General features: G+C 64.2%; 20 protein-coding genes. 15 read left to right on the top strand and 5 right to left on the bottom strand.

Features of this window, described 5'->3' with window-relative positions:
- Positions 1 to 29 precede the first annotated feature (29 nt).
- The 4 genes from BMX85_RS03060 to BMX85_RS03045 are packed head-to-tail and all read left to right on the top strand — an operon-like array spanning position 30 to position 8,408.
- Entirely contained in the window at positions 30 to 3,080 is a 3,051-nt protein-coding gene (locus BMX85_RS03060) for a TonB-dependent receptor plug domain-containing protein (protein WP_229210262.1), read from the top strand.
- A gap of 21 nt (positions 3,081 to 3,101) precedes the next feature.
- Positions 3,102 to 4,466, top strand: a complete 1,365-nt coding sequence (locus BMX85_RS03055) for a gluconate:H+ symporter (RefSeq protein ID WP_229210261.1) — start codon at positions 3,102 to 3,104, stop codon at positions 4,464 to 4,466.
- An 11-nt stretch (positions 4,467 to 4,477) separates the two neighbouring features.
- Entirely contained in the window at positions 4,478 to 7,516 is a 3,039-nt protein-coding gene (locus tag BMX85_RS03050; protein WP_090314200.1) for a glycosyl hydrolase family 28-related protein, read from the top strand.
- Positions 7,506 to 8,408: an alpha/beta hydrolase gene (locus BMX85_RS03045; protein ID WP_090314199.1), complete on the top strand. Its 903-nt coding sequence runs from the start codon at positions 7,506 to 7,508 to the stop codon at positions 8,406 to 8,408. Before BMX85_RS03050 ends, BMX85_RS03045 begins: the two co-directional genes overlap by 11 nt.
- 14 nt (positions 8,409 to 8,422) lie before the next feature.
- Here BMX85_RS03045 and BMX85_RS03040 read toward each other — a convergent pair whose 3' ends face one another.
- Positions 8,423 to 8,602, bottom strand: coding sequence for a DUF3606 domain-containing protein (locus BMX85_RS03040; protein WP_090314198.1), 180 nt, complete (start codon positions 8,600 to 8,602; stop codon positions 8,423 to 8,425).
- 270 nt (positions 8,603 to 8,872) lie between these two features.
- Here BMX85_RS03040 and BMX85_RS03035 point away from each other — a divergent pair, with 270 nt between their 5' ends.
- The gene (locus BMX85_RS03035) at positions 8,873 to 11,023 is read left to right on the top strand and encodes a TonB-dependent receptor (protein ID WP_229210260.1); all 2,151 of its coding nucleotides are present in this window, start codon (positions 8,873 to 8,875) and stop codon (positions 11,021 to 11,023) included.
- Between the two features lie 68 nt (positions 11,024 to 11,091).
- On the opposite strand, the gene BMX85_RS03030 is transcribed toward BMX85_RS03035, so the two are convergent.
- Entirely contained in the window at positions 11,092 to 11,274 is a 183-nt protein-coding gene (locus BMX85_RS03030; RefSeq protein WP_090314197.1) for a DUF3606 domain-containing protein, read from the bottom strand.
- Positions 11,275 to 11,448: 174 nt separating this feature from the next.
- On the bottom strand, positions 11,449 to 12,624 hold the full coding sequence (locus tag BMX85_RS03025) for an ABC transporter substrate-binding protein (protein ID WP_090314196.1): 1,176 nt from the start codon (positions 12,622 to 12,624) through the stop codon (positions 11,449 to 11,451).
- 206 nt (positions 12,625 to 12,830) lie between these two features.
- Between BMX85_RS03025 and BMX85_RS03020 the strand changes: the two genes are divergently transcribed.
- A complete protein-coding gene (locus BMX85_RS03020) occupies positions 12,831 to 13,922 on the top strand; it encodes a porin (RefSeq protein ID WP_090314195.1) in 1,092 nt (363 codons plus the stop codon).
- A gap of 79 nt (positions 13,923 to 14,001) precedes the next feature.
- Here the strand turns inward: BMX85_RS03020 and BMX85_RS03015 are convergent, their stop codons facing one another.
- Entirely contained in the window at positions 14,002 to 14,841 is an 840-nt protein-coding gene (locus BMX85_RS03015; RefSeq protein WP_090314194.1) for an IclR family transcriptional regulator domain-containing protein, read from the bottom strand.
- Positions 14,842 to 15,030: 189 nt separating this feature from the next.
- On the opposite strand from BMX85_RS03015, the gene BMX85_RS03010 reads away from it, so the two are divergent.
- The 7 genes from BMX85_RS03010 (at position 15,031) to BMX85_RS02980 (ending at position 21,029) form a co-directional block, all read left to right on the top strand.
- A complete protein-coding gene (locus BMX85_RS03010; RefSeq protein ID WP_090315181.1) occupies positions 15,031 to 15,696 on the top strand; it encodes a 3-oxoacid CoA-transferase subunit A in 666 nt (221 codons plus the stop codon).
- Positions 15,693 to 16,355, top strand: a complete 663-nt coding sequence (locus tag BMX85_RS03005) for a CoA transferase subunit B (RefSeq protein WP_090314193.1) — start codon at positions 15,693 to 15,695, stop codon at positions 16,353 to 16,355. The genes BMX85_RS03010 and BMX85_RS03005 overlap by 4 nt, the downstream gene beginning before the upstream one ends.
- A gap of 15 nt (positions 16,356 to 16,370) precedes the next feature.
- Positions 16,371 to 17,573 (top strand): 3-oxoadipyl-CoA thiolase, encoded by a 1,203-nt coding sequence (pcaF, locus tag BMX85_RS03000; RefSeq protein ID WP_090314192.1) that lies wholly within the window; start codon positions 16,371 to 16,373, stop codon positions 17,571 to 17,573.
- Between the two features lie 97 nt (positions 17,574 to 17,670).
- The gene (locus BMX85_RS02995) at positions 17,671 to 18,537 is read left to right on the top strand and encodes a branched-chain amino acid ABC transporter permease (RefSeq protein WP_090314191.1); all 867 of its coding nucleotides are present in this window, start codon (positions 17,671 to 17,673) and stop codon (positions 18,535 to 18,537) included.
- Complete coding sequence (locus BMX85_RS02990) at positions 18,534 to 19,580, top strand: branched-chain amino acid ABC transporter permease (RefSeq protein ID WP_090314190.1); 1,047 nt, start codon at positions 18,534 to 18,536, stop codon at positions 19,578 to 19,580. The genes BMX85_RS02995 and BMX85_RS02990 overlap by 4 nt, the downstream gene beginning before the upstream one ends.
- Positions 19,577 to 20,335: an ABC transporter ATP-binding protein gene (locus tag BMX85_RS02985; RefSeq protein ID WP_090314189.1), complete on the top strand. Its 759-nt coding sequence runs from the start codon at positions 19,577 to 19,579 to the stop codon at positions 20,333 to 20,335. Before BMX85_RS02990 ends, BMX85_RS02985 begins: the two co-directional genes overlap by 4 nt.
- A complete protein-coding gene (locus BMX85_RS02980; protein ID WP_090314188.1) occupies positions 20,328 to 21,029 on the top strand; it encodes an ABC transporter ATP-binding protein in 702 nt (233 codons plus the stop codon). Before BMX85_RS02985 ends, BMX85_RS02980 begins: the two co-directional genes overlap by 8 nt.
- Positions 21,030 to 21,046: 17 nt before the next feature.
- On the opposite strand, the gene BMX85_RS02975 is transcribed toward BMX85_RS02980, so the two are convergent.
- Positions 21,047 to 21,565, bottom strand: coding sequence for a MarR family winged helix-turn-helix transcriptional regulator (locus BMX85_RS02975; RefSeq protein WP_090314187.1), 519 nt, complete (start codon positions 21,563 to 21,565; stop codon positions 21,047 to 21,049).
- Between the two features lie 131 nt (positions 21,566 to 21,696).
- On the opposite strand from BMX85_RS02975, the gene BMX85_RS02970 reads away from it, so the two are divergent.
- Both BMX85_RS02970 and BMX85_RS02965 read left to right on the top strand, forming a co-directional pair.
- Complete coding sequence (locus BMX85_RS02970; protein WP_090314186.1) at positions 21,697 to 22,749, top strand: aromatic ring-hydroxylating dioxygenase subunit alpha; 1,053 nt, start codon at positions 21,697 to 21,699, stop codon at positions 22,747 to 22,749.
- Complete coding sequence (locus BMX85_RS02965; protein ID WP_090314185.1) at positions 22,746 to 23,708, top strand: PDR/VanB family oxidoreductase; 963 nt, start codon at positions 22,746 to 22,748, stop codon at positions 23,706 to 23,708. The genes BMX85_RS02970 and BMX85_RS02965 overlap by 4 nt, the downstream gene beginning before the upstream one ends.

Genomic DNA, 23,708 nt, shown 5'->3' with positions numbered 1-23,708 from the left:
AACCACAGACCAAAAAAACGGAGACTACAATGACTACACCTACTCGTAACACCATCATGCGCCTGGCCGTCGCCAGCGCTTGCAGCTGGATCGCGCTGTCGGCCCAGGCACAGGCCCAGGCCCAGGTTCAGGCGCAAGCCCAGGCCCAAACTCCGCCGGCGGGCGTCGAAGCGCAAGGCGCCACGGTGCAGGATAACGCCGCGCCGGCCTCGGCGCCGGCGGCGCCGGAAGCGGCGGCGCCGGTCGAGAACGTGGTCACCGTGTCCGGTTCGCGCATCGCCTCGCGCGGCTTCACGCAGCCGACGCCCACCACCACCTTGAGCGCCGACGACCTGGCCAAGGGCGCGCAGCCGAACATCTTTAACAGCATCGCCGAACTGCCGGCGCTGCAAGGCAGCACCGGACGCACCACGAGCACCAATAGCACCAGCAGCGGCGTGCAGGGTTTGAGTTCGCTCAGCCTGCGCGGCCTGGGCGCGATCCGCACCCTGACCTTGCTCGACGGCCAGCGCGTGGTCGGCGCCAACGTCACCGGCGTGACCGACGTCAGCCAGTTCCCGCAGCTGCTGATCAAGCGCGTGGACGTGGTGACCGGCGGCGCCTCGGCGTCGTATGGCTCTGACGCCATCGGCGGTGTCGTCAACTTCATCACCGACAAGCGCTTCCTGGGTTTCAAGGCGAATGTGCAGGGCGGCATGACCACCTACCACGACGACAAGAACGGCACCTTGCAGGCCGCGTGGGGCAAGTCCTTCATGGACGACCGCCTGCATGTGCAGGTCAGCGGCGAATACGGCCGCCAGAAGGGCATCGAGTCGCCGGGTTTCGGCGAGGTCGGGCCGAACGGCCGCACCTGGTATCAGAACCCGGCCTTCCAGGTGCGTCCGCTGTCGCAGACCAACGACGGCAAGCCGCAGTACTATTCGGTGCTGCACGCGCAGCAGTACCAGTACGCCAAGTATGGGCTGATCACCAACGGTCCGCTGCAGGGCACCGCCTTCGGCGCCAACGGCCAGCCGTATAAATTCAACTATGGTTCCAACGGCGTGCCGACCGGCACCGGCTCGGTGACCGGCTGTATCAATCCGCTGTGCGTCGGCGGTGACTTGAGCGGCAGCGTCGGCGCCGGCACCAATCTGGCGATGGACCTGACGCGCCAGGTGGCGTACACGCGCGTCGGCTTCGACATCAATCCCGATCACGAGATCTACATGACGGCCAATTTCGGCAGGGTGAAGTCGGCCTTCTCGCCGAATCCCGGCGCCGCCAAAAACGCCAACCTGACCATCCAGTGCAGCAATCCCTACCTGCCGGCGTCGATCGCCGCCGCGTGCGCGGCCAATAACATCACCAGCTTCCAGTACGGTACCGCCAACGCCATCTTCCCGGAAAATATCAACGTCCACCCGACCCGCCAGATGGAGCGCGTGGTCGTCGGCGGCACCGGCAAGTTCCAGGTGATGGGTAAGGAATGGTCGTACGACGCCTACGCCGAACATGGCGCCAACAAGACTGACATCATCGTCAACGACATGACCTTGAACGCGCGCTACAACGCGGCCATCGACGCCTTGCGCGGACCTGACGGCACCATCGTCTGCCGCAATCCGGTCGCCGCCGCATCCGGCTGCAAGCCGCTCAACATCATCGGCAACAACCCGGTCGACGCGGCCACCTGGTCCTACATCGCGCCGGAAAACGGTCCGCGCCAGCACACCCGCCAGACGCAGGATGTCGCCAGCGTCAACTTCAGCGGCGAGGCGTTCGAGTCGTGGGCCGGCCCGATCGCCGTGGCCACAGGCGCCGAGTACCGCCGCGAACACTACAAGGTCACCGGCGACCCGTACGGCAACGGCATCTTCCCCGACAGCCAGAACACTGCGCAATATCCGGCCGACCCGCTGCTGAACACCACCGTCGGTAACAACTGGTACGCCGGTAACTACCACAACGCCCAAGGCACCTACAACGTCAAGGAAGCGTACCTGGAGCTGAACGTGCCGGTGCTGAAGTCCGCCACCTGGGGCGAAGCCAACCTGAATCTGGCCGACCGCCACACCAAATACAGCACCTCCGGCCATGTGGAGAGCTGGAAGGTGGGCGCCAACTGGAAGACCGGCATCGACGGCCTGCGCCTGCGCGCGGTGACGTCGAAGGACGTGCGCGCCCCGAATCTGAGCGAGCTGTATGCGGCGCAGGTGGTGGTCAACAACGTGGTGGCCTACCAGGGCAACACCATCGGCATCCAGCAGCGCACCGTGGGTAACACCAACCTGCGTCCGGAGATCGCCCGCAACAGCACCGCCGGTATCGTGTTGACGCAGCCATCGTGGGCGCCGGGCTTCAGCGCGTCCATCGACTACTTCGACATCAAAGTGAAGGGCGTGATCTCGGCGCTGACCGCGCAGCAGGAAGTCGATCTGTGCGCGGCCGGCAACCAGGAAATCTGCGGCGCGATGGTGCTCAACAGCCCTGTGGCCACCAATAACTATGTGACGGTGCAGGCGTTCAACCTGGCGTCGCTGCATGTGAAGGGCTACGACATGGAGGCCGCCTACCGCATGAATCTGAAGGACCTGGGCCTCCCGGGCCGCCTGACGTTCCGCGGACTGGTGACCCGCAACATCAGCTTCCTGACCGATCCGGGCGTCGTCGGCACGATTCCTTCGGAAGGCGCGGGCGCCAACCTGGCCTTCGGCGTCAGCCAGGGCACGACGCCGAAGTGGAAAGGCTTGGCCTCGCAGTCGTGGGATACCGACAAGTACAGCCTGACCTTGACCGAGCGCTGGATCAGCAAAGGCGTCTACAGCAACGAGTTTATCGAGTGCCAGACCAATTGCCCCGTCTCGACGACGATCCACCCGACCATCTTCGATAACAAGATGAAGGGCGCGTTCTACGTCGATCTGGGTGGTTCGTACAAGCTGGGTGAGAAGACCACGGCCTACTTCAAGATCGACAATATCGGTAACGTCGATCCGGAGCCGGCGCCGCAGGCCAACCTGAGCTACGGCATCAACCCGCAGCTGTACGATGTCCTGGGCCGCGTCTACCGCGTCGGCGTCCGCTACAACTTCTAACCTTCACGCCAAGGCGAGGTTATGAACATTACCAGTCCGTTGGCGGCGCTGTTCGGCGTCTCGCCAGCCGTCTGGGGCATGCTGGCCGTCGGCTTGTCCGTCGGCCTGCTGACCCTTTTGATCGCCTGGGGCAAAGTGCAGCCGCTGCTGGCGTTCGTGGTGGCCGCGCTGGCGGCCGCGCTGTTGCTTGGCATGCCGCTGGAGGCGATACCCAAATCGATCGACAAAGGCATCGGCGACCTGCTTGGATCGCTGATCGTCATCGTCTGCCTGGGCGCCGTCTTCGGCAAATTGATCGCCGACAGCGGCGCCGCCCAGCGCATCGCCAGTTACCTGATCGGCGTATTCGGTTCGGCGCGCATGCCCGTGGCGCTGACGCTGACCGGCTTCGTGGCAGGGATTCCCCTCTATTACAACGTCGGCTTCGTGCTGCTGGTACCGCTGGTGTTTTCGCTGGTGTACCAGAGCGGTCGGCCGGCGGTCGCGCTGGCGATACCGCTGCTGGCCGGGCTGTCCATCGCGCACGGCTTCCTGCCGCCGCATCCTTCGCCGACCGCGCTGGTGGCGCAGTTCCATGCCGACATGGGCCGCACGCTGTTCTACGGGATGATCGTCGCCATACCGACCTTGATCATCGCCGGCCCGCTATTCGCGATGACCTTGAAGCGCATCCACAGCGAGCCGGCGCCGATGTTCCGCGCCGGCCTGCTGGAGGAGGCGCAGCTGCCCGGTGTTGTCAACAGCTTCGCCACCGCCTTGCTGCCGGTCTGGCTGCTGGCCGGCGCCACCGCGCTGACCATGGTCCCGACCGGGGATGCGGCGCTGAAGTCGGTCATCAATTTCATGGCCAATCCGATGATCGTGATGTTGATCGCGCTGGCCGTGGCGCTGGTCACGCTTGGCCTGGCGCGCGGCAAAAGCCTGCCGGCGCTGATGTCCGGCGCGCAGGACGCGCTGCGCGACATCGCGCCGATCCTGCTGGTGATCGCCGGGGCGGGCGCGCTGAAACAGGTGCTGGTCGATTCCGGCGTCAGCGGGGAGTTGGGCCGGCAGCTGGGCGGCCTGCCGGTGCCGCCGCTGGTATTGGGCTGGCTGGTGGCGACGCTGATACGTATCTGCCTTGGTTCGGCCACCGTGGCGGGACTGACGGCGGCCGGCATCGTCGCGCCGCTGGTGGAAAGCTCGGGCATCGATCCGAGCCTGATGGTGCTGGCGATCGGTGCCGGCAGTTTGATGTGCAGCCACGTCAACGATTCCGGCTTCTGGATGTTCAAGGAGTACTTCGGCCTGTCGCTGAAGGACACCTTCCGCTCGTGGACTTTGATGGAGACGCTGGTTGGCGTCTTCGGGCTGATTTTCGTGTTGCTCCTATCGATCTTTATCTAAGGACTAAGCAAATGAAAGTATCTTTAACGCGGCTGCTGATGGCGACCGTGGCGATGCTGGCCGTCCCGTTGCAGGGCGCCCAGGCCGCGCCGGCCTCGGTTTCCGTCTATCAGACCATGCCGGATGACCCGCTGGCCGTCAAAGTGCAGGCCAGCGGCGACGGACGAACCGACGATACGGCTGCGATCCAGAAAGCCATCGACCGCGCCGCCAACAACGGCGAGGGCGGCGTGGTGTTCCTGCCGTCGGGCCGCTACCGCATCACGCGCACCATCCTGATTCCGCTGGCGGTGCGCCTATACGGCGTCGGCGCGACGCGGCCGGTGCTGGTGCTGGGCGAACGCACGCCCGGCTTCCAGAAGGGTGTCGGCAATATGGTGGTGTTCACCGGCGGCGACCAGTACCGGGTCGGCAAGGTGCCGGTGCCCGTCGCCAGCGCGGTGCCATTCAGCGAGAACGTTCGGGACGGGAATTCGTCGACCTTTTATTCGGCGATGAGCAATGTGGACTTTGAAATCGGCGCCGGTAATCCGGCGGCGGCGGCCGTGCGCCTGCGTACGGCGCAGCATTCGAACCTGAGCCACATCGACTTCCATATCGGCTCCGGGTTGGCGGGTATTTACCAGGTCGGCAACGAGGGCTTCAACCTGAAGTTCTACGGTGGACGCTATGGCATCCTGTCCGAGAAAACCTCGCCGGCCTGGCAGTTCACGCTGATGGATTCGACTTTCGAAGGCCAGCGCGATGCCGCCATCCGCGAGCATGAAGCCGGCCTGACGATGATCAACGTCTCCATCCGCGATACCAAGGTGGGCATCGAGATCGATCGCGGATACGGCGATTGGTTGTGGGGTAAGGATGTGCGCTTCGAGAACGTGTCGAAGGCGGCGATCATCATTTCGAACGAGGACAATGTCTATACCCAGGTCGGTTTCGACAACGCGGTCGCGCGCAATACGCCGGTCTTCGCGCAGTTCCGCGACAGCGGCAAAAAGATCGCGGCGCCGGGGCAGATTTACCGGGTCGGTGAATTCAACTACGGTTTGATGCTGCCGGGCGTGGGCAGCACCGGCAAGTTCGGCATCAACTCGAAGATCGCGCCGCTCGGCGCCATGCCGGCCGCGCCCAAGCGCGTGCTGCGCGCGCTGCCGCCGACCACCCAGTGGGCCAACGCGCGCTCCCTCGGCGCCAAGGGTGATGGACAGGCCGACGACACGGCGGCGATCCAGAAAGCCATCGACAACAACCGCGTCGTGTATCTGCCGCTTGGTTTTTACATCGTCAACGATACGATCCGCATGAAGCCGGACACGGTGATCGTCGCGCTGCATCCCGGACTGACGCAGCTGGTGCTGCCGAATGGCTCGCCGCTGTACGCCGGCGTGGACGGGCCCAAGGCGCTGCTGGAGAGCGCCAAGGGCGGTGACGCGATCGTCTCCGGCTTCGGCCTGGCGACAGGTGAGGTCAATCCGCGCGCGGTCGGCCTGTTGTGGAAGGCCGGCGAACAATCGCTGGTCGACGATATCCGCATCCAGGGCGGCCATGGTACGCGCCTGTACGACGGCAAGCGCCGCGACCCGTACGAGAAGCGCGCCGACTTTGATCCGACCGCGCACTGGGACCGCCAGTATCCGAGTATCTGGGTGACCGATGGCGGTGGCGGCACCTTTGTCGCGGTCTGGTCGCCGAGCACCTTCTCGCAGGCCGGGTTTTACGTCTCCGACACCAAGACGCCGGGACGCGTCTACGAACTCTCCGCCGAGCACCATATCCGCGCCGAGATCGTGCTCGATAACGTGGAAAACTGGGAGTTCCTGGCGCCGCAAACGGAGCAGGAGGTACGCGACGGCATGGACGCGGTATCGCTGGAAATCCGCAATTCACGCAACATCCTGTTCGCGAACTATCACGCCTATCGCGTCACCCGCTCGATCAAACCGGCGCCGGCCGCCGTCAAGACGACCAACTCCAGCGATATCCGCTTCCGCAATGTGCACGTCAACGGCGAGAGCGGCTTCGCCACCTGCGACGCCAACGGTTGCGACACCTATCTGCGCGCCAGCAAATTCCCGTTCGAGAACGCGCTGCTGGATGTCACGCACAAGCTGGAGGTGCGCGAGCGAGAGTTCGCAATGCTCGACATCGTCGCCGATCCGGTGGCGCCGCCTGCCAATCCAGTCAAGGTGGAGAGGCTGGAAGAAGGCTTTTATTCGATCGCCGGCGGCGTGGTCGACGCCAACGGCAAGCTGTATTTCGTGGACCGCCGCTTCCAGCGTATCTACAGCTGGTCGAAGGACAAGGGGCTGGTGGTGGTGCGCGACGCGCCGCTCGATCCGGTCAATCTCGCCATCGACAACAGCGGCGCGCTGATGGTGCTGTCGTCGCACGGCTTCGAGGGCACGGTGTATTCCTTCCATCCGGATCGTCCGGCCGGCGAGGTCACGGTGATCAAGCCGACTCCCGTGAAGGCCCGCCGTGGCGCGAAGACCGTGGTGCCGGTTAATTTCTGGCAGAACGGTGAGTTCCGCGACCAGCTCAACCCCGACACCTATGAGTTCACCACGCTGGCCGAGATGTTCGCGCGCGACGTCGCGCTGCCGAAAAAGCGGGAGTATGTGTCGCCGGATGGCACGCTGGTGCTGCCGGCCTACCGCATGTTCCAGCAGGGGCAGCCGAATCATCTGGGCTGGCGCTTCTCCGACTCGCTCGATACCCATGGCCTGGTGTCGGCGGGGCGCAACGGCCGCGTGGTGTTCACCAACGGCTCCGAGAACCGCACCTTCAGCGGCGTGATCGGCGCCGGCGGCGGCATCACCGATCTCAAACTTGCGGCCAATCGTGGCGGCGAGAGCGCGGCCGTGGACGCGGCGGGCAATGTGTATGTGGCCAACGGCCAGATCTTCGTCTACGCGCCCGACGGCAAGGAGATCGGCCGCATCGACGTGCCGGAACGCCCGCTGCAGCTGATCTTCGGCGGCGAGGGCGGACGCACGCTGTTCATCCTGACCCACCGCGCGCTGTACGCGACCGGAGGCTTGAATGGCGCTTAAACATCTCGGACGTGCGGTGTTGGCGATGCTGATGGCCGTCTGCGCGCAGGCCGGCGCGCAGCAAACGCACATGCTGTGGCCGGACGGCGCGCCCGGATCGGAAAAGCGTCACGGCGAGCCGGAGACGGTGCAGAACACCTACGTCAGCAACATCCACGATCCGTCGCTGACGGTGGTCAAGGCCGACCCGCGCCACGCCAACGGCGCGGCGGTGATCATCGCGCCGGGCGGCGGGCATCGCATGCTGGTGTGGATGAACGAAGGCATGGTGGCGGCCAAGTCGCTCAACCGCGTCGGCGTGACGGCCTTCGTGTTGAAGTACCGGCTGGCGCGCGACCAGGGTTCCAGCTACAGCATCGAGAACGACGCCGCCGCCGATCTGCGGCGCGCGGTGCGGTGGGTGAGGGCGCATGCGGCCGAATTCGGCGTCGATCCGAACCGGCTCGGGGTCATGGGATTTTCGGCGGGCGGTGAACTGGTATCGCTGGTGGCCGATAATCCGGCGCCGCAGGCAGCGCCGGGCACCAAGCAGGATGCGGTCGACCGGCAAAGCGGTCGGCCCGACTTCCAGGTGCTGGTTTATCCGGGGCCGCTGGGCGTGCCGGGGAAGGCGGTGCAGAACGCGCCGCCCGCCTTCATCGTCGCGGGATCGGCGGACAAGTGCTGCGGTCCGCCGGCGGTGGCGCTGTATCAGCAGCTGGTGGGGGCTGGCGTTTCGGCGGAGCTGCACATGTATGCGGACACCGACCACGCGTTCAACATGGGGCAGCGCTCGGAGCGATTGTCGGATGTGCATTGGCCGGACCGGCTGGCCGACTGGCTGGCCGACAGCGGCTGGCTGGTGGCGCATGCTGGCAAGGCGCCGCAAGGGGTGCCATCGCCTGCGCAGTAATTATCCGGTGAGGCTTACGCGAGCCGCCTGCGGACTTCGTAGACGTTGCGACCCACTTCGCGCACCACTTCAAGCAGCTTGGCCGGCGGGACATCGAATTCGTCGGCCCAATAGCGTACCGCCTGCGTGAGATTGGGGTTGATGGTGGTCTGGAAGCGGAAGTCCGCAGGGCTGGGGTTTTGCTGTGGCTGCATGATGTTAAATAAATGGTATCGAGTGTCACAATGGTGGCAGCGATTCGCCGCAATTACAGTGCATTACCGCACTTATGTCGGCAAATCGGACGCTTGACCAAGTAGAAAGATTTCCTGATAATGGTAATCATTCTTATTTGCGAGCCACGCGTAGTTCCCGGCGCCAGCCAGCACACCTGCCGCCCCGCCGAACGCCGCGATTTCCTCGGATTTCTTCCAGACCCAGGGTGGTCGGCAAGGGCGGCTCCATGTACCGGAGAACCGAGCCCTGTGAAACCCCTGAACCCTACTTTGTATCCGCGCGCGCGCCTGCCGGGCGCGATCATCGCCATCGTCGCTGCGTTGTCGGCACCTCAAGCCTTTTCCCAAGCGGCGGCGCAGCCGGCCGACGATGCCGACATGCCGGCAGTGCTGGTGTCGGCCTCGCGCTCAAACATCGCCGCCAACCAGGCGCCGCAAACGGTGGTCATCATCAAGCAGGAGGAGATCGAGCGCCAGATGGCGATATCGGGTAATTCGTCCGATGTGTTGAGCAGCGTGCTGCCTTCCTATACGCCGAGCCGGGGCAAGATGAACGGCTCCGGCGAGACGCTGCGCGGCCGCGCGCCGCTGCTGCTGGTCGACGGCGTGCCGCAATCGAATCCCATGCGGCCGACCGGGCGCGAAGCGCATACCATCGACTTTTCGATGGTGGAGCGGATCGAGGTGGTGCAGGGCGCGAATGCGATCAATGGCCTCGGTGCGACCGGCGGCACCATCAATATCATCACCAAGCGCCCGGAGAAGGGCGCCTTCAACCAATCGGTTGACGTGCAGGCGACGCTGCCGACCAGCGACGTCGGTTCCGACACGGCCAGCTACAAAACCGCTTATCGCCTTGATGGCCGCAACGACAAATTCGAATACTTGTTTGCCCTGTCCTACGAGGACCAGGGCCTGTACCTGGACGGCAAGGGCCGTTCGATCGGCGCCGACAACACGCAGGGCGATCTGATGGACTCGCGCACTTACGATGTGCTGGCGAAGCTGGGCTACTGGATCGATGACGACCAGCGCCTGCAGGTCTCGGTCAACCGCTACAAGATCAAGTCCAAGGCCGGTTACCTTGCCGTGGCGGGCGATCGCGCGCGCGGTATTCCAACCACCTCGATCGAGGCCACGCCGCCCGGCATCGCGCCGTGGAACGACGTGTGGACCTCCAGCCTGAGCTACCGCCACGCCAATCTGGCGGGGATGGAGCTGTCGGCGATGGTGTTCAACCAGGAGTTCGAGGGCCTTTTCGGCGCGGATATCTCGGCGACCTTCCAGGACCCGCTGATCGCGCCGGCCGGCACGCTGTACGATCAATCGCGCTCGGTCGCCTCCAAGTACGGCAGCAAGGTCGGTCTGAGCCGCGACGATCTGCTCAATGGCCGCCTGAAGCTGACGGTCGGCTTCGACACGCTGGTCGACAAGGGCAAGCAGGACCTGTATCTGACCAACCGCACCTACGTGCCGCAATCCGAATACCGCAACCTGTCCTTGTTCCTGCAGGGGGAATACAAACTGCTCGATACGCTGACGATGCACGCCGGCGTGCGCAAGGAGAAGGCCGATCTGGAGATCGACAGCTACCGCACCCTGGCGCAGTACAGGCGCGTGCTGGTCCAGGGCGGCACCATCGATTTCAACGAGACGCTGATGAATGCGGGACTGGTGTGGAACCCGGTCGGGGACGTGTCGCTGTTCACCAGCTATTCCGAAGGCTTCGGCATGCCGGATATCGGCCGCGTGCTCCGCTCCATCAACACGGTCGGCCAAAGCGTGGCGAATATGCGCGATCTGCAGCCGATCCTGACCAAAAGCGTGGAAGTGGGCGGGCGCTATCACAGCGGCGCCTGGGATCTGGATGCAAGCCTGTTCCGTTCCGATTCGGATTTCGGCACGCGCGTGGTGCCGATCAACGGCGCCTTCATGATGGCGCGCGAGAAGACCCGCATCGAAGGCGTGGATCTGAGTTTGGGCCATCGCTTCAGCAAGGCGCAACGTGCCAAGCTATCCTACGCCTATACCAAAGGCCGTTACGACAGCGACGAAAACGGTTCGCTCGACGCCAAACTGGATGGCCTGAATGTGGCGCCGAACCGCCTGATCGCCACCTGGAGCGCGGACTGGAACGGCAAATTCTCGACCTTCGTTCAGGCGCAGCATGCGTTCAGCCAGTCGTTCGACGATCCGGCCAAGGCGTTCGGCGGCTACACGCTGGTCGATGCGAGCGCGAACTACAAGATGGGAAAGAACGGCGAATTGCGCATGTCGATGGCCAACCTGTTCGACCGCAGCTACATCACTTACTATTCGCAAAGCGCGTTGGTGGAGCCGAAGCGCTACTTCGCGGGGCGTGGCCGCACCGTAAGCCTCGGCTACGCGCTGCGGTTCTAAAAGGTCCGACCAGCGCCCGCGTCACAAGCCGCAGGCGCTGGCTCTTCAATGGCTAGCTACGGCCCGGCTTACGTCGACAGGCGCTTGCGCACCTCGAGCAGGTTGCGACCCACTTCGCGGACCACTTCGAGCAGCTTCGATGGCGGCACGTCGAACTCGCTCGCCCAATAGCGGACTGCCTGCGTCAGGTTCGGGTTAATCGTATGTTGGCAGCGGAAGTCCGCTTCGTTGGCGTTTTGGTATGCTTGCATGATGTCTCATTTTTTGATAGTGGGACGTTAATCAAATGGCACCGATTGCGTTGTCCTGCACTGCTATAACGCGTGGCGATTTGATTCGGATGACAAGCGGACACAAAAAAAATGCCGGCATTCGCGTGTGGCGGGGTTCGCCTGGCCAATCCGCCACACGTCATCAGGCGGCGCTTATTTGCCTGGGTCCTTCTGGTTCGCGAACTGGTCGAACTCCACGTTGTACACCTCTTTGCCGACCTTCTCGACCTTGCGCACATAAACCGTCTGCACGATGTCGCGGGTTTGCGGGTCGATCGAGATCGGGCCGCGCGGGCTATTGAGCTTGATGGTCTTGAGGACTTCCATGGCCTTGTCGCCATCGATTTTGCCATTCAGCTTGCGGGCCACTTCATAGATCGCGGCCATGCCGTCATACGCCGCCACGGCCATGAAGTTGGGCCGTCCGCCGTTCGGATTGGTGGCCGCGAAGCTTTTCAGGAACGCCGCGTTTTCCGGCGACTTGTGCGCGGCCGAATAGTGGAAGGTGGTGATCACGCCCAGCGTGGCGTCGCCCATCGCCGGCAGCACGTGGTCGTCGGTCAGGTCGCCGGTGGCGATGACCTTGATGCCCGCTTCGGCCAGGCCGCGCTCGCGATAGCCTTTCATGAAGGCGATGCTTTGCTCGCCGGCCGGCACGAAGATGAACACCGCGTCCGGCTTGGCGTCCTTGATGCGCTGGATGTAGGGGGCGAACTCCGGATTGCGCAACGGGACGCGGATCGACTCGGTCACCGTGCCGCCGCCCTTGACCAGTTCATTCTTGAACGCCGTTTCGGCATCGATCCCGGGACCGTAGTCCGCCACCAGGGTGACCACCTTCTTGATGTTGTTCTTCACCGCCCATGTCGCCATCGGCGCCGAGATCTGCGGCAAGGTCATGGAGAAGCGCGCGATGTAGTTGGACTTGGTGGTGATGATCGACGTGGCCGCGTTCATGATGATCATCGGCTTCTTGGCTTGCTCGGCGATCGGCGCCACCGCCAGCGCCTCCGGCGTCAGGCCGAAGCCGGCCAGGAAGTCGACCTTGTCGCGCACCACCAACTCCTGTGCCAGGCGCTTGGCGATTTCCGGCGACGGGCCGGTGGTGTCCTTGACGATGATCTCGATCTTCTTGCCGGCCACGGTGGCGCCGTTCTGCGCCATGTAGGCCTTGATACCGCCTTCCATCTGCTTGCCGTAATCGGCGAAGGGGCCGGAAAAGGCCGCGATCACGCCGACCTTGATGGTGTCCTGCGCGCGCGCCAGCGGCGCGGCCGCCATGGTGATGGCCGCAAGTGTCGCAATATTTACAAATTTTTTCATCGTCATGCCGGTCTCCTGTCTGGTTCTGTTTTTGCCTATGTGGGCGCGATGCGAAGCGCCACGTCGCGACCATTTTAGAGTCGTTTTGTGGGCGTGCCGCTCCCGTTCTGTTTCTTGACAACGTCCCGCGACAATCATAGTATCCAATTTATGTGCGATTAACAACCTATTGTTCGATAATCGCACATCCAATAAAATAACAGGAGACAGTAATGAAAAACAGTATCCGTTGCGCCGTGGCGCTTCTGGCAGGCATGGGCGCATCCGCAGCGATGGCGCAAAGCAGCGTGACCGTGTACGGGCTGCTCGACACCGGCCTGGTTCACGTCACCAACGTCAATGCCGCCGGCGATTCCGTGACCAAGATGCCTTCGTTGACGGGCTCCTTCCCGTCGCGCATCGGCTTCCGCGGCATCGAGGATCTGGGTGGCGGGCTGCAGGCGGTCTTCACGCTGGAATCGGGCCTGGCGCTCGATACCGGCACCAGCCAGCAGGGCAACCGCCTGTTCGGGCGCCAGGCGTCGGTGGGATTGAGGGGCGCCTTCGGCACCGTGACCCTGGGACGCCAGATCAACATGACCTACATCGCCGGCCAGAAGGCCGACGTGATGGGACCTAACCTGTTCGCGATCGGCAGTATCGATCCGTATCTGCCCAATGCGCGCAGCGACAACGCCATCGGCTACCTGGGTAACTTCAATAACTTCGTGGTCGGCGCCACCTACAGCACCGGGCGCGATTCGTCGGCGGCGGGCGGCCCGGCGGCCACCGGCTGTGCCGGCGAGGTAGCGGGCAATTCCAAGGCGTGCCGCCAGGTCACCGCGTTGTTCGGCTACGAGATCCCGGCGTACGGGCTGAATGCCTCTTACGACATCCTGTACGGGAACACCGGCGCGGCCGCCGGTTTGACCAGCAGCGACAATAGCGACAAGCGTATTACCGTCAACGGTTACTTCAAGGTTGGCGAAGGCAAGATCGGCGCCGGCGTGGTCGATCGCACCACGCGCGCGGTGACGGGGCTGACGGAGTCGGACCTGTACTTCCTCGGTGTGAGCTATCCGGTGACGCCACTGACGACGCTCGATGCGCAGGTGGCCAAGCGCGATGTGAAGAACAGCAGCGCGGATGCGACCTTGCTGGTGGCGCGCCTGACCTACTATTTTTCGAAGCGGACCGCCGTCTATGGTGGCATCGGCCGGATGAAAAACAGCGGCTTGTCGGCGATCGCGCTGGATGCCGGCGGCACTGTCGGCGTGGGTAAGACCCAAAACGGTGTGATGGGCGGTTTGCGTCACAGCTTCTAACGCGGCATCGGCGGCTCGTGGCGGATTACGGCGTTTTGCCTGATCCGCCATGCCGGCGTCTCCATCGCCGTGCGACGAATTACGGCAGCAGAATCGCCAGCTCCTGCGCGCCGCGCAGCAGCACCGGCAGGAACTCCTTCTCCAGTTGCTTGACGCTGACCCGGGCCGCTTGCGCGCCCACGTTCAGCGCCGCCAGCACCTGGCCGGAGGCGCCGCGTACCGGCACCGCGATCGAGCGCAAACCCAGCTCCAGCTCCTCATCGTTGATGGCATAGCCGTCGCGGCGCACGTCGGCCAGGATCTCGCGCAGGCGCTTCTGGTTGACGACCGTGTTCTCGGTCATCGCACGCAGCTTGGTCCTGGCGAGGTACTGCTCCAGTTCATTGGCCGGCAGGTGCGCCAGCATCACGCGCCCGAGCGAGGTGCAATAGGCCGGCAGGCGGCTGCCCGTGTTGAGCGCCACCGACATCACGCGGGAGGTGGCCGCGCGCGCGACATACAGCACTTCGCCGTCCTCCAGCACCGCCATCGAACTGGATTCGTTGAGCGTCCGGCTGATATCGTTCAGGTAGGGCTGGGCCGACACCGTCAACGGCGTCGACGACAGGTAGGAGTAGCCGAGCGTGAGCACCTTGGGGCGCAATGAAAAGTTATTCAGTTCGGCGTCCACATAACCCAGTTCGCGCAGCGTGTGCAGGCAGCGGCGCACCGCGGCGCGCGGGATGCCGGTTTTCTGGCTGATGTTGGCGATGGTCTGCGGCTTGCGCGAATCGCTGAACGCTTGCACCACCGCCAGGCCGCGGGCGAGGGAAGTCATGAAACTGGGATCGGTCATCGCGTCGATCTGTTCGGCGATGGTCGGTTCGCGCTCGTCATCCTGCCCGGCGGCGCTGGTATCGGTGGTGGTGGCTTTTGACATGGCGTGATTTTAATGCAGACGGTGGATTTAATTGGCGTTTTTTCTTGACCACGGCATGCGCAAGTTCTACACTGGCTGTGCGGTAATCAATCATTAGTTCGATTATCGCACATTGCGGCAAGCGGCGCATGACAAGCGAACACTATAAGTAAAAACGCCTGACAGGCGACGAATCATCAAGGTATGGACATGATCGATAAAACTTTTGAATCACTGGAGCGCGCGGTGGCCGATATCCACGACGGCGCGACCGTCATGATCGGGGGCTTCGGCAACGCGGGCATGCCATCGGCGCTGATCGACGCGCTGATCGCGCAGGGCGCGCGCGAACTCACCATCGTCAACAACAACGCCGGCAACGGCGAAACCGGACTGGCGGCGCTGCTCAAGGCCAAGCGGGTACGCAAAATCATTTGCTCGTTCCCGCGCCAAGCCGATTCCCAGCACTTCGACGCGTTGTACCGCGCCGGCGAGATCGAGCTGGAACTGACCCCGCAGGGCAATCTGGCGGAGCGCATCCGCGCCGCCGGCGCCGGCATCGGCGGCTTCTTCACGCCGACCGGCTACGGCACGCTGCTGGCCGAGGGCAAGGAGACGCGCCTGATCGACGGCCGCCATTACGTGCTCGAATCGCCGATCCACGCCGACTTCGCGCTGATCAAGGCGTTGCAGGGCGATCGCTGGGGAAATCTGGTCTACCGCAAAACCGCGCGCAATTTCGGCCCGATCATGGCGATGGCGGCCAAGGTGGCGATCGCGCAGGTGCGCAAGGTGGTGCCGCTGGGCGAGCTCGATCCGGAAGCGATCGTCACGCCGGGTATTTTCGTTCAACGTGTGGTGCAGGAGGCGGCATGACCAACAGATATAGCCGCGACCAGATCGCGGCCCGCGTGGCGCAGGATATCCCCGAAGGCGCCTACGTCAACCTGGGCATCGGCCTGCCGACCAAGGTCGCCAATTACCTGCCGGCCGAGCGTGAGGTGTTCCTGCACAGCGAGAACGGCCTGCTGGGCATGGGGCCCGCGCCCGCGCCGGGCGAAGAGGACGAAGACCTGATCAACGCCGGCAAGCAGCCGGTCACCCTGCTGACCGGGGGCGCCTACTTCCACCATGGCGATTCGTTCGCGATGATGCGCGGCGGCCACCTGGATGTCTGCGTGCTGGGCGCCTTCCAGGTGTCCGAACACGGCGACCTGGCCAACTGGCATACCGGCGCGCCGGACGCGATACCGGCCGTCGGCGGCGCGATGGACCTGGCGATCGGCGCCAAGCAGGTGTTCGTGATGATGGATCACCTGACCAAGACCGGCGAGAGCAAAATCGTCGACAAGTGCACCTATCCGCTGACCGGCGTCGCCTGCGTCAACCGCATCTATACTGACATGGCCGTGCTGGATGTGACGCCCGGCGGTCTGGCGGTGCGCGAGATGGCGCCCGGATTGACCTTTGACGAACTGCAGGCCGCCACCGGCACCAAGTTGCTGCCGCCGGCCACCGCCAACAACAGAATTTAATACGAGGATCGAAACATGAACGAAGCTTATATCTGCGACGCGATCCGCACCCCGATCGGCCGTTACGGCGGCGCGCTGAAGGATGTGCGTGCCGACGACCTGGGCGCGGTGCCGCTGCGCGAACTGATGAACCGCAATCCAGGCGTGCAGTGGGACCAGGTGGACGATGTGATCTACGGCTGCGCCAACCAGGCCGGCGAGGATAACCGCAACGTGGCCCGCATGTCGGCGCTGCTGGCCGGGCTGCCGGAGCAGGTGCCGGGCACCACCCTGAACCGCCTTTGCGGCTCGGGCATGGATGCCGTCGGCACGGCGGCGCGCGCGATCCAGGCCGGCGACGCCTGCCTGATGATCGCCGGCGGCGTCGAATCGATGACACGCGCGCCTTTCGTCATGGGCAAGGCCGATTCGGCCTTCTCGCGCAGCGCCTCGCTGCAGGATACGACGATGGGCTGGCGCTTCGTCAACAAGAAGATGAAGGAAGCCTACGGCACCGATACGATGCCGGAGACGGCGGAAAACGTCGCCCAGGATTTCGGCGTCGGCCGCGTCGACCAGGACGCGTTCGCGCTGGCCAGCCAGGAGCGGGCCGCGAGGGCGATCGCCGCCGGTGTTTTCGAGCGCGAGATCGTGCCGGTGTCGATCCCGCAAAAGCAAGGCGACCCGGTCGTCTTCGCCCAGGACGAGCATCCGCGCGCGACGACGATGGAGGCGCTGGCCAAGCTCAAAGGCGTGGTGCGCCCGGATGGCAGCGTCACCGCCGGTAACGCTTCCGGCATCAACGATGGCGCCTGCGCGCTGTTGATCGCCAGCGGCGACGCCATGCAAAAGCACGGCCTGAAGCCGCTGGCGCGCATCGTCGGCATGGCCACCGCCGGGGTGGCGCCACGCGTGATGGGCATCGGTCCGGTGCCGGCGGTGCAAAAGCTGCTGCGCCAGACCGGGTTGACACTGGAGCAGATGGACCTGATCGAGTTGAACGAAGCATTTGCCGCGCAAGGCCTTGCCGTGCTGCGCGAACTTGGTGTGAGCGCCGACGACCCGCGCGTCAACCCGAACGGCGGAGCCATCGCGCTCGGCCACCCGCTGGGCATGAGCGGCGCCCGCCTGGTCACCACCGCCACCTATCAGCTGCACCGCACCGGCGGCCGCTATGCGCTGTGCACCATGTGCATCGGCGTGGGGCAGGGCATCGCGATGATCATCGAGAGGGTGTAGAACCGCTTTGATTTAACGTAGTTAAAAGTGCAGGAGACAAAATGAACAAGCAAAAAAGCGGCGCCCATGAGCGCCTTGCGTATCGACGGAGGCAGCCATGCTAGCGAATCTGGCAGGCGTGCTGTTTGACGGCATCGCCTATGGCAGCCTCCTTTTTCTCATCAGCGTCGGCCTGTCCGTCACGATGGGGATGATGAACTTTATTAACCTGGCCCACGGCGCGTTCGCGATGCTGGGCGGGTATGTCAGCGTGATGCTGCTGTCGCGCCTTGGCGTGCCGTTCCTGGCGTCGCTGCCGCTGGCGTTCGTCGCCTCCGCGCTGGTGGGGCTGGTGCTGGAGCGGACGCTGTATCGCCGCCTGTACAAGGCCAGCCACCTCGATCAGGTGCTGTTTTCCATCGGCCTGACGTTCATGTCCGTGGCCGCGGCCACCTTCTTCTTCGGACCGACGCAGCAGCCGGTCACGTTGCCGGCCTGGCTGCACGGGCAGGTGTCGCTGTTTGGCCTCGACGTTGGCGCCTACCGGCTGTTCTTGATCGGCATCGTGGTGCTGATCACCATCGCGCTTGGACTGCTGATCGAGCGTACCCGCTTCGGCGCGCAGATCCGCGCATCGGTCGACAATCAAACCGCGTCGGCCGGCCTTGGCATCAACGTCAGCCTGGTATTCAGCCTGACCTTCGCGCTGGGTTCAGGCCTGGCCGGCCTTGGCGGCGGCCTTGGCATCGATGTGCTGGGCCTCGACCCGACCTTCCCGATCAAGTACATGGTCTACTTCCTGCTCGTCGTGGCGGTCGGTGGCGCCGGCACCATCAAGGGGCCGCTGCTGGCGGCGCTGATACTGGGCGTGTTCGACGTCGCCGGCAAATACTACGTGCCCGAAATCGGCGCCTTCGTCATCTACGCGCTGATGGTGGTACTGCTGATCGTCTTCCCGGCTGGCCTGGTGCGGAGGAAAGCATGAACGCCTTCACCGAATCCGCAGTTAAACCAGTTCCAGCCGCAAAGAACGTCATGACGCCACAACAGAAACGCCAACTGAACCTGCCGAACGATCGCTGGAAGCCGCTGGAAATCGTCTTCTGGCTGCTGCCGGTGGCTGCCTACTTCTTCTTCCCGGGCTATCTGGTGCTGATCAGCCAGATCATGATCATCGGCCTGTTCGCGCTGTCGCTCGATCTGATCCTCGGCTACGCCGGCATCGTCTCGCTGGGGCATGCCGCGTTCTTCGGCCTGGGCGCCTACACGGCCGGCCTGCTGGCGGTGCACGGCTGGGGCGAGCCGCTGAGCGGCCTGCTGGCCGGCGCGGTGGTGGCAGGCGTGTTCGGCTTCGTCACCTCGTTCCTGGTGGTGCGCGGCCAGGACTTGACGCGCTTGATGGTCACGATGGGCATCTGCCTGATGCTGCACGAAGCCGCCAACAAGGCATCCTTCATCACCGGCGGCGTCGATGGCTTGTCCGGCATGATGGTCGGTAAGCTGTTCGGCGTGTTCGAATTCGACTTGAACGGAACGGTGGCTTTCTGGTACAGCTTTGCCGTGCTGTTCGTCCTGTTCGTGGTGCTGCGCCGCGTGGTGAAGTCGCCGTTCGGTTTGAGCCTGATCGGCATCCGCGAAGGCGTGCGCCGCATGCCGTCGCTGGGCGTCAACGTCAACCGCCGTTTGATCGCGATCTTCACGGCCGCCGCCGCCATCGCCGGCGTGGCCGGCGCGCTGCTGGCGCAGACGACGCAGTTCGTCGGACTCGACGCGCTGGGCTTCCCGCGCTCGGCCGAGTTGTTGATCATGCTGGTGCTGGGCGGGACCGGGCGCCTTTACGGTGCGCTGATCGGCGCCGCCGTGTTCATGATCGCGCAGGATTACATTTCCGGCCTCAATCCTGCCTACTGGCAGTTTTATATCGGCCTGCTGCTGGTGCTGATCGTGCTGTTCGCGCGCGGCGGCATCCTGGGCGGCCTGGAGAAGATCGCCCAGCGTTTCAAACCATCCAACAAGGAGCAGGCATGAGCCAGGACACCACACTGCGCACCGAAGGCCTGGGCAAGCGCTGGGGCGGATTCGTCGCCAACAGCGACGTGACGCTGACCTTCGAACCGGGCGCGCGCCACGCGCTGATCGGCCCTAACGGCGCCGGCAAGACCACCTTCATCAACCTGCTGACCGGCGGCTTCATGCCCAGCAGCGGCAAGGTCTATCTGGGCGGCGAGGACATCACCAACCTGCCGCAGCACGAGCGGGTGCATCGAGGCATGACGCGCACCTTCCAGCTCAACACACTGTTCGCGGGAATGACGGTGCTCGAATCGGTGGCGCTGGCCATCAGCGAGCGTCGCGGCTTGCAGTCGGTCTGGTACAAGACGGTGGAAAACCATCCGGACGTGATCGACGAGGCGATGGAGCTGCTGGCCACCTTGAAGCTGACCGACCAGGCCAACAGCATCACCCGCAGCATGGCTTACGGTAAGCAGCGGCTGGTGGAGATCGCGCTGGCGCTGGCGACCAAGCCGCGCATCCTGCTGCTGGACGAGCCGGCGGCCGGCATTCCTTCTGCCGAGAGCAAGGAGCTGTTCGAAGTGCTGTCGCAACTACCGCGCGATGTGACGGTGCTCTTCATCGAACACGATATGGGGCTGGTGTTCCGCTTCGCCGACCGCATCACCGTGATGGTGGGCGGGAAGGTGCTGACCGAGGGCACGCCGGAGGAAATCGCGGCGGACCCGCGCGTAAAGGAAGTGTATTTGGGGGAGGCGGAGCATGCGTGAGTTACTGGCGCTCGATAAAGTCACCGCCGGCTACGGCGAATCCATCGTGCTGGAAGACGTGTCGTTGACGATGAATGAAGGCGACAGCCTGGCGCTGTTGGGCCGCAACGGCGTCGGCAAAACCAGCCTGCTGGTGACGTTGATGGGATTGACGCGGCTGCACGGCGGCGGCATCCGCTGGGACGGCAAAGACATCGCCCGCATGCCGACGCACAAGCGCTCGCGGTCGGGATTGGGCTGGGTTCCGCAGGAACGCCATATGTTCCCGTCGCTGACGGTGGAGGAGCACTTGACCGTGGTCGCGCGTCCCGGTCCGTGGAATCTGCAGAAGGTGTATCAGATTTTCCCGCGCCTGTTCGAGCGCCGCGCCAACATGGGCAACCAGTTGTCCGGCGGCGAGCAGCAGATGGTGGCGATCGCGCGCGCGCTGATGACCAACCCACGCATCCTGCTGCTGGACGAGCCGATGGAGGGCCTGGCGCCGATCATCGTGCAGGAGCTGGTGCGGGTGATCCGCAAGCTGGTCGAGGAGGAGGGCATGTCGGTGATCGTGGTGGAACAGCATGCGCGGCTGGCGCTGTCGCTGACCAAGCGCGCCATCGTGCTCGATCGCGGCCGCATCGTCCACGATTCCGATAGCGCCAGTCTGCTGGCCGACGGCGACAAGCTCGATAAGCTGGTGTCGGTGGCGTGAGGCCCAGAGTGACAGGACTATCGGGCGTCGCGCACCGACGCCATGGCGGTCGATGCCGACGCGCCGGCGGGCGCGGTCAGCGGCGCCCGGCTTTGCTCGTTGTTTTCCTGTACCAGCTTGGTCAACAGCTCCATGAACTTGAGCTGCTCCTCGCTGCTTAGCGGCGCCAGAAGGCGGCGGCGCAGGCGCTGCGCGCCGGGGATCATATCGTCTAGCAGCTGCTGGCCGGCGCGGGTGATGGTCAGCGCGCGCTGGCGGCGGTTGGTCGGAATGACCTTGCGCTCCAGCAGACCCTTTTCCTCCAGCCGCGCACACACGGTGGCGCCGGTGGAGGTGTCGATGCCGCTGCTGGCCGACAGCGAGACCTGGTCGATGCCTGGGTTGCCGGCCAGGTTGCGCAGCATCGCGTACTGCACCGGCGTCAGCTCGCCGCCCATCTCGTCGTAGAAGATCGAGACCGATATCTGCTGCGCGCGGCGCAGCAAGTGTCCGGGATGCTCGTACAGATTGGTCAATGTGCTTTCGGTTTCTGGCATGGCGTATTCTCTGCTTGTGCGGCGCAATATGAAAAGAGTTGGGCCTTGGTGTTTACTTCCGTGTTTTCCGGTCTATACTTTACGATATTCAGTACACTGAATGTTAAGCTGAAAACCAATAAGGAGACAAGATGTATCCAAAAAACACATGGTATGTGGCTTGCACACCCGACGAGATCGACGTCAAACCGCTGGGCCGCCAGATCTGCGGCGAGAAGATCGTTTTCTACCGTGGCGCGGAAGGCAAAGTGGCGGCGGTCGAGGATTTTTGTCCGCATCGCGGCGCGCCGCTGTCGCTTGGCTTTGTGCGCGAAGGACAGCTGGTGTGTGGCTACCACGGCCTGGAGATGGGCTGCGACGGTAAAGTCATCAGCATGCCCGGCCAACGCGTGCGCGGCTTCCCCTGCATCCGCAGCTATCCGGTCGAGGAGCGCCATGGCTTCATCTGGGTCTGGACCGGCGACAGGGAACTGGCCGATCCGGCGCTGATCCACCATCTGGAATGGGCGGACAATCCGCAATGGGCTTACGGCGGCGGCCTGTATCACATCCAATGCGAGTACCGCCTGATGATCGACAACCTGATGGACCTGACGCATGAGACGTATGTGCACGCGTCGAGCATCGGCCAGAAGGAGATCGACGAGGCGCCGGTCAACACCCGCGTCGAGGGCGAGGAGGTTATCACCAGCCGCTATATGGAAAACATCATGGCGCCGCCGTTCTGGCGCGCGGCGTTGCGCGGCAACGGCCTGGCCGACGATGTGCCGGTCGACCGCTGGCAAATCTGCCGCTTCACGCCACCCAGCCATGTGATGATCGAGGTGGGCGTGGCACACGCGGGCAAGGGCGGCTACGACGCCGATCCGAAGTTCAAGGCGTCGAGCATCGTGGTCGACTTCATCACGCCGGAGACGGAGACCTCGCATTGGTACTTCTGGGGCATGGCCCGCAACTTCAAGCCCGAGGACCAGGAATTGACGGCGACCATACGCGTGGGACAGGGCAAGATCTTCGCCGAGGATCAGCAGATGCTGGAGCTGCAGCAGCAGAACATCCTGCGCCATCCCGACCGCAAACTGCTGATGCTGAATATCGACGCCGGTGGCGTGCAGTCGCGCCGCTTGCTGGACCAGTGGTTGGAGAAGGAGACAGCGCAGCCCAAGCCGGAGCAGGCGGCATGAGCGCCGGCCGGCTGAACGTCCGGGTCGCGCGCCGGACGAGCGAGGCGGAGGATATTTGCAGCTATGAGCTGGTCAGCGCGGACGGCACGCCGCTGCCGGCCTTCAGCGCCGGCTCGCATATCGATGTGCATATCGGCCCCGATCTGGTGCGCCAGTACTCGCTGTGCAATCCGCCGCACGAAACCCACCGCTACCTGATCGGCGTGTTGCGCGATCCTGCTTCGCGCGGCGGCTCGCAGGGCATGCACGAGAAGATCCACGCCGGCGCGGCGCTGACCATCAGCGCGCCGAAGAATCACTTCCCGCTGGTCGAGGCCCAACGCAGCCTGCTGCTGGCCGGCGGCATCGGCGTGACGCCCGTGCTGGCGATGGCGGAGGCGTTGTCGGCGCAAGGCGCGGACTTCGAGATGCACTACTGCGCGCGTTCGCCCGAGCGCGCCGCCTTCCGCGAGCGCATCGCCGCTTCGCCATTCGCCGCGCAGGTCCACTTCCACTACGATAGCGGCGCGGCCGAACAGAAACTTGATCTGGCTGCGCTGCTGGCGGGGCTGGATCGCGACACCCACATCTATTTCTGCGGCCCGGCCGGTTTTATCGACTACGTGAAGGCGACAGCCGCCGCGCGGCAATGGCCGCAGGCGCAGCTGCACCTGGAGTACTTCGGCGCGGTCGCCGTCGATACCGGCGGCGACCGGGCCTTCGAAGTCAGACTGTCTTCCACCGGCGCGAATTACACTGTTCCCGCCGGCGTCACCGTGATGCAGGTATTGCGCGAAGCCGGCGTGTTTGTGGCGGCTTCCTGCGAGCAGGGCGTGTGCGGCACCTGCCTGACACGCGTGCTCGAAGGCGTTCCGGATCACCGCGATTTGTATTTGACCGAAGAAGAACAGGCGGCCAACAACCAGTTCACCCCTTGCTGTTCCCGTTCCAAGAGCCCCACCCTCGTGCTCGACCTATAA

This window comes from Duganella sp. CF517, from assembly GCF_900110275.1.
In the GTDB taxonomy this organism is placed as follows: domain Bacteria; phylum Pseudomonadota; class Gammaproteobacteria; order Burkholderiales; family Burkholderiaceae_D; genus Rugamonas.
Note: the sequence above shows the minus strand (reverse complement) of the source record. Positions and strands in the feature narration are given on the sequence as shown.